Here is an 11,491-nt window from a genome sequence, read left to right as displayed (position 1 = left end):
GCTGACGAAGGAAGTGTCCGCCAGCTTCGATGCCTTCTGGAACAGCCCTTATGCAGTCCCCGTCGAACATTTTGTGGAAGGCGAGGGCATACCCTTCAGCCTCGCCACGGTCTGGAACGAGGTCTTCGTCTACGACATGGCAGCCTTCCCGCTGCCGCGCCGCATCGAGGTCATGGAGCTCGCGGAAAAATACATAACGCTGCAACAGCGTTTCATCTGGGCTCCCGCCTCGCTCGTGCTTACCTCGCCGGGTTCCGTCTTCGAGGGTATCGCCGTGCCGCGCGCCGGGCAGATCGAGACCGCGATGCTCTCGCACATCGCCTCGGCGGAGCAGGAAGTCCTGATCCAGAACCCCTATGTGATGATGACGGAGCAGCGTGCCGCCATGCTTGCCGATGCCAAGGCACGCGGCGTGCGCATGTTGCTGCACACCAATTCGCTCGCCTCGCACGATTCCGCTCTCGTTCATTACGGGTTCGCTCGGGACAGGAAGCGGTTTCTGCGCAGCGGCGTCGCGCTCTTCGAGTCGAAGCCACGGCCCCAAAGCAGCAGCGGCATGCCCGGCCTCGGCCTCACGCCGGAGAAGACCACGCTCCACAGCAAGACCCTCGTCTTCGACCGGCGCTACGTGCTCGTCGGTTCCTTCAACCTCGATCTCCGCTCGCTCCACTACAACTCGGAGATCGGCATCCTGATCGACAGTCCGGCGCTCGCTGCGCACGTCGCGGAAGCCATCGAGGCGGATATCGCGCCCGGGAACAGCTGGCGGATCGTTACGGACGGGGAGGACGGTATTGTCTGGCTGGACGAAAGCGAGACGCCGCCGCTCCGTCTCGACACCGAGCCCGAGACGAGTTTTTTCGAGCGGATCCCCGTCTGGCTCGGCTATGTGCTGCCGATCGATCATCTGCTGTAGGGCGATGCCGGCCCGTGCCGATCCCGATATTGGCTCTTGGTGCCGCGCCGCTGTCCGGGTCAAATTCGGGCGGTGAAACGAGGTTCATGATGTCCAACGATGAAAGCCTTCGCGCCGCCGCCAATCTCGCCGTCGTCCGGCGTTATGTCGAGGCGTGGAAGAGCGGCGATCTCGCGGCGATTTTCGCCTGCTATCACGACGATTTCACGCTCCACTACGGCGGCGCCCATTCGCTCGCCGGCACGCATGCGGGAAAGCCGGCCGCGCTCGCGGCGCTTGCCGAGTTCAGCAAGCGCACCGGCCGCAAGCTGGTCGCGATCCTCGACGTCATGGCCGGGCAGGAGCGCGCCGTCGTGATCGCGCGCGAGCATTTCGACAATGGCGCGCTCATCGCCGATCTCGAGCGCGTGCTCGTCTACCGGATCGCGGACGGGCTCTTGCGCGAATGCTGGCTCCACGATGCCGACCAGCCGCTGATCGACCGGTTTCTCGCGGTTTCGTAATCCCGCCCCGGCGGCGCCGCCTTTTGCGGGTGGCGGGCAATCCCCATATACTGGGTCAAACCCCCAACAATGGGAGGCCACCCGATGTTCAATCTCCGCAAGAAGACCGAAATGCCCGCGCCCGGCGAGGCGCTTCCTGGCCGCGATTTCGCGATCCCGACCGCGTCGCGCCATTTCGTCAACGGCGCGGACCTCAAGGGTCCCTATCCGCGCGGCAGCGAGATCGCGATGTTCGGCCTTGGCTGTTTCTGGGGCGCGGAACGGAAATTCTGGGAGGCGCCCGGCGTCCTCGTCACGGCGGCGGGCTATGCGGCCGGCATGACGCCGAACCCGACCTATGAGGAAGTCTGCTCCGGCCGCACAGGCCACAACGAAGTCGTGCGCGTCGTCTTCGATCCGGCGAAGATTTCCTACGAGGCGCTGCTGAAGCTCTTCTGGGAGAGCCACAACCCGACCCAGGGCATGCGTCAGGGCAACGATGTCGGCACGCAATACCGCTCCGGCGTCTATGTCTATTCGGATGCGCAGCGCAAGGCGGCGGAGGCGTCCAAAGCCGCCTATGAAGCCGAACTCCGCAAGCAGGGCTATGACGCCGTCACGACGGAAATTCTCGACGCGCCGGAATTCTATTTCGCCGAGGACTACCACCAGCAATATCTCGCGAAAAACCCCGCCGGCTATTGCGGCCTCGGCGGCACCGGCGTCTCCTGCCCGATAGGCACCGGCGTCAGCGTCTAGTCGGGCAGCGCCGGGCCGTTCGTCTTCGCGCTGCCGTCGATGAACATCGAGAATTTCCGCAGGCCTTCGATCTGCGCGAAGCAGGTGTTGAGGATGACGAGGATCGGCACGGCCAGCACCGCGCCGATCACGCCCCACATCCAGCCCCAGAAGACGATGGAGACGAAGACCACCGCCGCGTTCAGCGTGTGCCGCCGCCCGAGCACCGACGGCGTCACGAATTGCGACTCGACGAGGTTCCACAGGAAATAGGCGGCGGGCGCGAGCATCGCCTCGCCCACGCTGTCGAAGGTCATGAAGCCGACGATCCCCGTCAGCACCATGCCGGCGATCGGCCCCGCATAGGGAATGAAGTTCAGCAGCGCGGCCGCGACGCCCCAGAGCATCGCGTTCGGCAGGCCGATTGCCCATATCGTGACGCCGATGGCGACGCCGAGCCCGGCATTGATGAGGCTGATCGACAGGAGATAGGTCGAGATTTCGCGCTCGATGCTGAACAGGATGCGCCGCGCGCGCTCCTTGTCGGTCAGCCGTTTCGCCGAGCGGATGATGCGGTCGCGCAGCAGTTCGCCGGTCGCGAGCAGGAAATAGAGCAGCACGATGAAGATGAGGATCGAGGCGCCCTTCTGCCCCGCCACCTCCATCGCCTGCGCGACGAGCCCGTCCTCCCGCACCACGACCTCGCGGGGCGCGTTGTCGCCTTGCGTTATCTCCTCGACCTGTTTCGAGGCGCGGCGCATCGCCGCCACGGGCTCCGAAAGCCCGCGCGACTTCTCCTCGATTTCCTCCAGCGCGGCGGGAATGCGCTCCGTCCATTTGGCGGCGGGTTCCGCCAGCATGTAGATGCCGCCCGCCAGCGCGCCGATGATGGCCGCGACGATGATCGAGGCGGAAACCGCGTCCGGCAGGAAGCGGAAGGGCGCCGTCCGCATCAGCGGCATGAAGATGAAGCTCCCCACCACCGCCGCCACGATCGGCGCGACGAGGTTCTGCGCCAGATAGGCCGTGTAGAGAATGGCGAGCACGGCCAGAATGCCCAGCGCCGTCTCCGCCCGCATGAGGCGCGTGCGGCGACCCGGCGCGAGGCCATCCGCCGCTTCCGTGCCGCGCTCGGCGTCAGTCTCGGGCACTCGGTTCCCCTGCATCGAAAGGCGGACATGAAAAAGGCCGCTCCGTAACAACGGGCGGCCTCGTTCCTGGTTCCTTAATTCAGCTCACACGCCGGCGAGCGCGTCCCGCCTTGCATCCGCATCCGCCCGCATGGCGTTTTTCATCGCTTTTTGCAGCTTCTCGAAGGCGCGCACCTCGATCTGGCGCACGCGCTCGCGGCTGATGCCGTATTCCTGGCTGAGGTCTTCCAGCGTCGCCGGCTCGTCCTTCAGCCTGCGCTCCGTCAGAATGTGCATCTCGCGCTCGTTCAGCGTCGCCATCGCGGCGGCCAGCATTTCGCGGCGCTGGTCCAGCTCTTCCGCCTCGCCCAGCGTCGCTTCCTGGTCGGCGGTGTCGTCCACCAGCCAGTCCTGCCACTCGCCGCCCTCGCTGTCCTGCCGCAAGGGCGCGTTCAGCGAATTGTCGGGGCCGGAAAGCCGCCGGTTCATCGACACGACCTCGTCCTCGGTCACGCCCAGCCGCTCGGCGATATGCGTCACCTGTTCGGGGTGGAGGTCGCCCTCCTCGATCGCCTGGATCTGGCCCTTCACCTTCCGGAGGTTGAAGAAGAGCTTCTTCTGCGCCGCGGTCGTGCCCATTTTCACGAGCGACCACGAGCGGAGGATATATTCCTGGATCGAGGCGCGGATCCACCACATCGCATAGGTCGCGAGCCGGAAGCCGCGCTCCGGCTCGAAGCGCTTCACCGCCTGCATCAGGCCGACATTGCCCTCCGAGATCACCTCGCCGATCGGCAGCCCATAGCCGCGATAGCCCATGGCGATCTTCGCCACGAGGCGGAGATGCGACGTCACAAGCTGGTGCGCCGCCCCGGTGTCCTCATGCTCCCGCCAGCGCTTGGCGAGCATGTATTCCTCCTGCGGCTCCAGCATCGGAAACTTGCGGATTTCCTGCAGGTAGCGCGACAGCGAGCCCTCTGGGTTCGGCGCCGGCGCGAGCCGCGCCACGGCCTTGCCCGGCGCCTTCACCAGCGCCCTGGGCGCCTTTTCGGCGGCCTTGCCTGCTGTTTTCTCTGTCTTGGCCTCGGCCATGAAAAACCCCTGATCCGGCCCGGTTCCCGGGCCCATCGGTCCAATACCCGACATAATACGTCGGATTATCAAACGCGTGAATGCGGCAAATAGAGTGAACGTCCCCGCCGCCAACGATGTTCCGAACCTGAGAGCCCCCAAGGCAAAAAAGGTCCGGCCGAGAGCGTATATGGGGAGGAATGGGGCGGGGAAAAGGGGGGTGGGGCTCAGGCCGCCCGGTCCAGGGCCAGGTCGAGCGCCACCCGATCATAGGCCACTTCCGGCACAATCCGCCGGCTTCGGCGCGGGTCTGTTTGGCAGAATGACGCCGACGAGCAGAGCGCTAGATAGTTTTGAATATGACGCTCTCAAACTCTTTGATGCCGTTGTACACCTTGGCAAACCTGGCGATTGTCATTGAAGGAGCATCGATCGCAGATGCGGTACCTTTTATGTAAGTATGGGCCAAGCTGTTCCTAGTTATCCAAAGAGTGTTCAGCTCAGCCTCAAATGCTGCTTTTTTCTGCTGATCAACATTTAATTCTATCTTTTCCACATTGATGAGCCCGACGGCATGAATGAGCATTTTCCGAAAGTGATGTGGATAGCCAAATCCAGAGTTCTTTTTGATAACGTCAACCTCGAACGCCTCGAGATTTTTTTGACTAGAGAGCTTTTTTCGCGTCACCCGTCGTAAGAGATCATCCTGGGACAACTCAATCCAACCGCATAGCTCCAGTATGGCTATTTTGGAATAGTACAGGTTCTGTTTCGGCGTTTTCGCTTTGCGAAATCGCACGTCCAGTTGCTTCAAATTTTGCTCTATATAGGTCTTCGAGATCATGCGGCAGAGGAGAAAATTTCTTGCGCTACCTTGAATCTCGCATCCACTTTGTCTTTCTTTGACAATCCCTCAGCGACCGCTTCATCAGTAAACTGATCATTCTTTCGTAGTTTCTCGTAGCGATCTTGGGCTTCTTTGATGTCAAGTGTTTCAACAAAATCAATGTTCGTCGCGACTGCGACTAGAGAAGCCTCAAGCACGCTTGTTGGGATGCGTCCCTCTGGTCCATCAGGAAAGATTTTCTCTGAAAATACGGAAACAGTTCTGTCGAAAAGATGCTTCTTTTCGGCAATAAAATTTTCATCAGCATCGCGATGGCTGTACATATAGTCGTTCAAAAATCTGGCAATCTGCCCGGAATACTTGTGACGCCTTTCATGAAAAGCAAAGAAACGGAGAATGATTTCCTGCTTTACGTACCTGTAGTTTTCATTTGATCTCATGCGGTTGATTTTTCGCCATCCAGCATGCTGATCAAGCTCCTGCAGCAATTCGTTGAATGATCCGCCGTAGATGCAATTTCGAATTTCTTGGTTGTTGAGCTTTACGCCTCCAGCGTTTAGTCGATGAAATATTGTAAAAAGATACTCCATATGTGATTTCTTGGAAAAATCACATCGCAACACATTAATTGGAAGCGACTGGTTCTGTACCCGGGTAAAGAAACTTCGTAGCGTGCCTTTCTTCGAGTTTTTTATAGATGCGGCGCTTTTGCCGGCGATATCTTTATTGATGTCCTCGATTTTCGATAGACGCCAATCGTCTCCCCGCAGAAACCGAACAATCGTGGACATTCGTTGTAGGCCGTCAATAACGATCCATTTGTCTGTTTTGTAGTCTAATGCGAAGCACATGCTCGGAATGGGCAGGCTCTTGATGAGGGAGTCGATGAACCGAGTCTGATCGGCTGCCTTCCAAACAAAATCCCGTTGGAACTCAGGTTGGATTTCCAGAATTCCGTCTTCATGCATTCGGTAAAGATCTGCGCACGACCTGAGCTCGTTGTAAGCGACGATGTCGCCCGGCGGCGACTCGTTGTAATCGTCTTCCGTGAAATCGGGATCATCGAGTTCTGCAATTTCTTCTGACATAGGCGATCCTGATGAAATAACTTCTTTTTTGGTTCGTGCTCTAGCGGCGCGGGCGTTGTCTGCGTGGTACTAAGCATTGATGACTTGTTATTGACCATAGTGATCGACATAGAACATCTTATTGGCCAACGGCGACGTTTGCTTTGAAGCGAGTCTCTCGCCTCCTTCTCTTGCTGTTAATTTTTTAAGAATGCCACTATCAGTTCACGGATGTCATCGGCATTTTTTGTCTCGCACTCCCAGATAACAAGGCTATTCCATCCCTCAACCTTTAGTTTCTTTCGATTTTCGGTATCCCTTTCAACGTTCCGCTTGAGCTTTTCCAGCCAGTACGATGTGTTCGATTTTGGCGGACGCCCGTCGAGACACTCGGGATCGTCATGTTGATGCCAGAAGCATCCATGCACGAAGATGACTTTCTTTCGGGAGGCAAATACAAGATCTGGCTTTCCCGGCAGGTCTTTCCGGTGCAGCCGGTAACGGTAGCCCATGCCATGAACGAGCCGCCGAACGGCCATCTCCGGCTTCATGCCTTTACTTCGTATACGCCGCATGTTTTCGCTGCGGCGTTCCTTGGAAATCTTGTCTGCCATATCAGACGTTGAAGCCCGCCGCCCGCGCAGCTTCTCGCTCTTCGTTGGTAGTCACCTGAAACGAAATGTAGTCGCTCGGGCTACCGAGCTTAAGCCCGAAGCGTGTGGCTAGCTGTTTGTGGGCTGTCTGGGTTCCACCCAAAAGCAAAATACCTTCCTCGGCGAGCCGGTCCCTGGTTCCGTTGCCGCTATCGGCGCGGATGCGGCGTGTGAAGTCTTTCTGACGGGCCACGGCATTGACTACATCGCGTGAAATAGGCGTTCCCTGGACCGCACGGAAAAGAGAAACGACGCGGTCATTGCCGCTTGCCCCCGAGAATATCTCTTCGACCGTCTCGGGAAGCAGCGTCCGCCAGAAGTTTTTTGGGTACGGCTCGTCACGAAAGAGCCAATGAATGTGACGGAATCCAAACGCAGACAGACTTTTCTTGGAATCTTTGTTCTGTCCGGCGGTCAGATATTCCGGATTGGCCAGAAAGAGTCCCAGATAACATTGTGCCCGTGCTTCGTCCGCTGCGACGAGAATGCAGATATTGTTCACTGCTTCTGTCGGGATCATCCAGTTGGATCCCATCGTATGTTTTATGTCGACATCCCGGCCCGCAATTACGGTATCGAGTTTTCCTTTGGGCAATTTCAAATAGGCGCGCAACTCGATTTCGACACAGGTGCCGATATAGGTCTTCTCGGTCTTTTCAAGCTCCTCATACGAGCGTCTTCCCGTCTTCGGGGTTTGGATGACGCCGTCAATGCAACCGCGGAGCAGTTTGGGAAGCTCCGTCCGAAGCGACGAAAGGCCGCCAGCCCGCTGTACTATCTCCTGATAGACGGCGTTCAGTTCCTTGTAGTCGTCGTGCTTTTCGTGGACGAGGCTTTCCGGAATCTTCTGCTTCATGCGCCGAAGCTACAAGGCGCGGAAGATGAATCCTAGAACCTTTAGCCAGTAGCTCAGGCGGTACGCCGGAGGGTGCCGCTGTTGCGCTGCAAAGCAACACCGATGCATTCAGCGACGGCTTGAGCGACCGGTGGCGGGAAGGCGTTCCCGACCTGCCTGTAGGCGGCAGTCTTGCGGCCGGTAAAATGCCAGTCGTCCGGAAAGCCCTGCAAGCGGGCAACCATCTGCACCGTGAGACGGGGCATTCCAACGAAGTCACTGGCGGGCGCTTCCTCGGCAATAGTCATCCCGTTCACACCCAGGGAAGCCCATGCTTTTTTGGCGCGCGTCGGGCCGAGGTCCGGCCCGCCATGCTTTTTCGAGCCCCCCACAATGGTTGGCGCAATCTCGTTGGCGCGTCCTGCCCAGGTCTTTGCGCCACGCCAGCCATTGGCCGCCATTAGATCAACCAACGTCTCTCCCACGGTCTTGGGCTTGTGCGGGCGGGGCTTCGGCCAGTCGAATGCATCGAACTGCCCGGTTTTGGCGGCAACAATGATGACGCGCGGGCGAAGCTGCGGAACGCCGTATTCAGAGGCATTAAATAACCGCCAGTCAGCGTCATACCCCAATTTCCGGAGCTTTGCCTTCAGCTCAGCCCGGTAGTCGCTGAATACGGGGTCGAGAAAACCCCTCACATTTTCGATCATTATCGCACGCGGGCGGGCAGCATCAATAATGTCGAGAGCGTCAGGAAACAGGTTGCGCTCGTCGCGCGCGCCTAGCTGCTTTCCCGCAACGGAAAATGGAGGGCAGGGGAGTCCTCCAGCGACAAGGTCCACGCCCTTGAAATCCGAGGCGCGATCTTTGAATACACGCAGGTCATCCTCGATGACATTCCAGTCTGGACGATTGTGCCGGAGCGTATTGCAGCAATGCGGGTCAATTTCCACGAGGGCGTTGTGCTCAAACCCAGCCATTTCCAAGCCTAGGGCCTGCCCGCCGGCACCGGCGCATAACTCAATGGACGTCAACATGTTGGCTGCCTTCCCCTCATAAGCCCTAAATCTAGATGTAGCGAGCGGGCGAGTCATGATGAAATTTGTTCACATTTTGTTCCAAGAGAGCGCGGCGCGCAATATTGATTTTGAAGGGGATAAAAAGGTGTGTGATGGGTGTATCAGGCCAAGCTTGTTGTGCGTGAATAGTCTCTATGCAGACAAATTTGTCCTTCACATCCCCTCCAACGCCCTCACCAGCTCCCGCATATCCTCCGGCAACGGAGCATCAAAGCTCATCTTCTTTCCCGTCACGGGATGCTCAAACCCCAGGTGATGCGCGTGCAGCGCCTGGCGGCCGAGCCGTTCCAGCGCCGCTTGCGCTTCCGGCGAGAGTTTCGATTTCCGGCTTTTCATGCCCGTGCCATAGGTCGCGTCGCCCAGCAGCGGGTGGCCGAGGGCCGTCATGTGGTCGCGGATCTGGTGGGTGCGGCCGGTTTCGATGCGGCATTCGACTTCGGCCACCAGCCCGCCGGCATATTCCGTCTTCACCGTATAATGCGTGATGGCGATGCGGCCGCCGGTCTCCTCGCCCCGGTCGCGCACCGTCGCCATTTTCGAGCGGTTGTGGCTTGAGCGCGCGATGTTCGCGTCCACCGTTCCCTTTTTCGGCGCGGGTGCGCCCCAGGTGAGTGCCGTATAGCGCCTCGTCAGTTTGCCGTCGCGGCCATGCGCGGCGAATTGCGCCGAGAGGCCCCGATGCGCGCGGTCCGTCTTTGCGACGACCATCAGCCCGCTCGTCTCCTTGTCGAGCCGGTGGACGATGCCCGGCCGCTTCTCGCCGCCGATGCCGGACAGCGTCTCCCCGCAAAGCGCGACAAGCGCGTTCACCAGCGTCATGTCCGGGTTGCCGGGTGCCGGATGGACGACGAGCCCCGCCGGCTTCATCACCACGATGAGGTCGGCGTCCTCGTAGACGATTTCGAGCGGGATCGCCTGTCCCGCGGGCTTTGCTGGCGTCGGCGGCGGCACCGTCAGTTCGATCCGCTCGCCCGCCTTCACGCGGTAGGAGGGATCGGTGAGAAGTTTCGCCGCGCCGGCCTTCTCCTCGCGCGCGACCTGCCCCTGTTCGATCAGCTGGCGCATCCTCGCGCGCGACAGCGTGGCGGGTGCGTCGCCTTCGCCCTTGTCCCCCAGCGCCTCCGTGAGATACTTGTCGAGCCGCGCGCCCGCCTCTTCCGCCGTCACCGTCACGGCGCGCGTCTCCGCTTCGGCGCGGGGTCTTTCATTCGGCGTTTCAGGAGCGATCGACATCATGGCCGAGGATACAACACCGGAGCGGGAAGCGCCGCAAGGACAAGCGGGCGAGCCCACCGGCCTCAACACGCCGCGGAACATCCGCCGCCTGAAATTCGTGGTCGGCGGCATGGGGGCCGTGCTGGTGCTCGGCTTCGCGGTCATCGTCGCCGTCATCATCCAGCGGGCGGGCAGCCTGGGCGAGCGGGCGGCCGCGCGTCCCGCCGGCGAATTCGGCGTCTCGCGGGTCGCCGTCGCGCCGGGCGAGCGCGTCCGCTCCGTCACCATGACGGACGACCGCCTCGCCATCCATGTCGGCAGCGACAGCGCCGAAGCCATCGTCATCGTCAGCGTGAAGACCGGCGAGGAACTCGGCCGCATCCTGCTCACGCCCATGTCGGGCTTCGCGTCGCGGGAGTAGGGGCAGGGAGAGCGAGGAGCAGGACGCGATGCCCTGCGGCCCATCCTTCCTGCCACCCTCCCTCAAGGGGAGGATGGCAGGAAGAATCAACGGGAATCGAACCCGGCCGAAAACCGGGGACAAGTTTCTTCCTCCGCCCGCGCAGAATTTCTTATCCCCACTCAGAAATCCCCCCCCTCAAAACCCCACCACCCCAAAATGTCATCCCGGCGAAAGCCGGGATCCATGTGCCGCGCGGCAATCTCCCAAAACCGGGGATTACTTATTTCACGCCCGCCCTCATCCCTCGAAAAGCAGGGCGGGGACAAGTGCGCGCAAAGCGACACGCGTGGCTGCGGAACGTCTCTGGCGGGCCATCGAAATGGCCACATGACATTTTTGTGACAGTACGATGACAGTCAAGCGGGGATAAACCCGCGTCAAAGCCGTATCTGTCAGCGATTTCAATGATTTGGGGGAAGGAGGGTGCCGCCGGTGCCGGGGGAGGAGGGGAGGATGGCACCGGCGGCATTCTGAAAGTATCGGTCGGGGAGGAGGTCGACCGACGTTTCGTGAATCAAATATCGCGCTCGGGTGACAGTTTGTCAATTGGATTTCTGCTGCGTTGCAAAAACTTAATGTAGTTTGGGATGCGAACGAAAGTCACTGTAAGTATATGAAATTGCTTGAGCAAATTGTATTAATGCGGAGCACAAGACCGTGAAAAGCTGCGTGGTGCGGTCGAATGACGCATCGCGAAAGCGATTTTTTAGGGGCTGTCCCCTAGGAAAAATCGGGCCGGTCAGGATTGCTCTTGCACGGATTTCGCAACCGTCCTAAAAGACGGCCGATCCGGCTTGTCCCCTTCGTCTAGCGGTTAGGACATCGCCCTCTCACGGCGAAAACAGGGGTTCGATTCCCCTAGGGGATACCAGATTCTTCCATAAAATCAGTGTGTTGGCCGCTAGAGATAGGCGGCGATCGCCTGCATGGCGAGCGCGATCAGCGCGCCGAGCCACAGCACCAACGTCGACAGCAGGCCGATGGTGAAGCCGGTC

12 protein-coding genes and 1 tRNA gene are annotated in these 11,491 nt (G+C 59.8%); 5 read left to right on the top strand and 8 right to left on the bottom strand.

Translation table 11 applies throughout. The features are described from left to right. The 3 genes from Q8S60_RS08325 to msrA all read left to right on the top strand — a co-directional run. Positions 1-916, top strand: a 916-nt coding sequence (locus Q8S60_RS08325; protein WP_305668474.1) for a phospholipase D-like domain-containing protein, incomplete at its 5' end; no start/stop codon positions are given. 86 nt (positions 917-1,002) lie between these two features. After that, positions 1,003-1,419 carry a nuclear transport factor 2 family protein gene (locus Q8S60_RS08320; protein WP_305326060.1) on the top strand — a complete coding sequence of 139 codons (417 nt, stop codon included), beginning with the start codon at positions 1,003-1,005 and terminating at the stop codon, positions 1,417-1,419. An 84-nt stretch (positions 1,420-1,503) separates the two neighbouring features. Further along, positions 1,504-2,157, top strand: coding sequence for a peptide-methionine (S)-S-oxide reductase MsrA (gene msrA, locus Q8S60_RS08315; RefSeq protein WP_305326059.1), 654 nt, complete (start codon positions 1,504-1,506; stop codon positions 2,155-2,157). On the opposite strand, the gene Q8S60_RS08310 is transcribed toward msrA, so the two are convergent. The 8 genes from Q8S60_RS08310 to Q8S60_RS08275 form a co-directional block, all read right to left on the bottom strand. Beyond that, positions 2,154-3,287: an AI-2E family transporter gene (locus Q8S60_RS08310; protein ID WP_305326058.1), complete on the bottom strand. Its 1,134-nt coding sequence runs from the start codon at positions 3,285-3,287 to the stop codon at positions 2,154-2,156. The genes msrA and Q8S60_RS08310 overlap by 4 nt on opposite strands. Positions 3,288-3,371: 84 nt before the next feature. Continuing rightward, the gene (gene rpoH, locus Q8S60_RS08305) at positions 3,372-4,274 is read right to left on the bottom strand and encodes an RNA polymerase sigma factor RpoH (protein WP_370869332.1); all 903 of its coding nucleotides are present in this window, start codon (positions 4,272-4,274) and stop codon (positions 3,372-3,374) included. A gap of 406 nt (positions 4,275-4,680) precedes the next feature. Then, positions 4,681-5,151: a hypothetical protein gene (locus Q8S60_RS08300; RefSeq protein WP_305326056.1), complete on the bottom strand. Its 471-nt coding sequence runs from the start codon at positions 5,149-5,151 to the stop codon at positions 4,681-4,683. Between the two features lie 26 nt (positions 5,152-5,177). Then, on the bottom strand, positions 5,178-6,272 hold the full coding sequence (locus Q8S60_RS08295; RefSeq protein WP_305326055.1) for a DUF262 domain-containing protein: 1,095 nt from the start codon (positions 6,270-6,272) through the stop codon (positions 5,178-5,180). 176 nt (positions 6,273-6,448) lie between these two features. After that, positions 6,449-6,865, bottom strand: coding sequence for a very short patch repair endonuclease (locus Q8S60_RS08290; protein WP_305668473.1), 417 nt, complete (start codon positions 6,863-6,865; stop codon positions 6,449-6,451). Between the two features lies 1 nt (position 6,866). Beyond that, positions 6,867-7,760: a NaeI family type II restriction endonuclease gene (locus tag Q8S60_RS08285; protein ID WP_305278600.1), complete on the bottom strand. Its 894-nt coding sequence runs from the start codon at positions 7,758-7,760 to the stop codon at positions 6,867-6,869. Between the two features lie 53 nt (positions 7,761-7,813). Next, a complete protein-coding gene (locus tag Q8S60_RS08280; RefSeq protein ID WP_305278601.1) occupies positions 7,814-8,776 on the bottom strand; it encodes a DNA cytosine methyltransferase in 963 nt (320 codons plus the stop codon). A 195-nt stretch (positions 8,777-8,971) separates the two neighbouring features. Next, positions 8,972-10,054 carry an RluA family pseudouridine synthase gene (locus tag Q8S60_RS08275; RefSeq protein WP_305668472.1) on the bottom strand — a complete coding sequence of 361 codons (1,083 nt, stop codon included), beginning with the start codon at positions 10,052-10,054 and terminating at the stop codon, positions 8,972-8,974. On the opposite strand from Q8S60_RS08275, the gene Q8S60_RS08270 reads away from it, so the two are divergent. Both Q8S60_RS08270 and Q8S60_RS08265 read left to right on the top strand, forming a co-directional pair. Beyond that, positions 10,053-10,454, top strand: a complete 402-nt coding sequence (locus Q8S60_RS08270) for a DUF6476 family protein (RefSeq protein ID WP_305278603.1) — start codon at positions 10,053-10,055, stop codon at positions 10,452-10,454. The two genes, Q8S60_RS08275 and Q8S60_RS08270, sit on opposite strands and share 2 nt — an antisense overlap. A gap of 838 nt (positions 10,455-11,292) precedes the next feature. Further along, positions 11,293-11,367 (top strand) — tRNA-Glu (locus tag Q8S60_RS08265). The last annotated feature ends 124 nt before the right edge of the window (positions 11,368-11,491 follow it).

It is taken from the genome of Parvibaculum sp., assembly GCF_030694575.1.
Taxonomy (GTDB): domain Bacteria; phylum Pseudomonadota; class Alphaproteobacteria; order Parvibaculales; family Parvibaculaceae; genus Parvibaculum.
The sequence above is the reverse complement of the archived record's forward strand: the minus strand, read 5'-3'. Positions and strand labels throughout refer to the sequence as shown.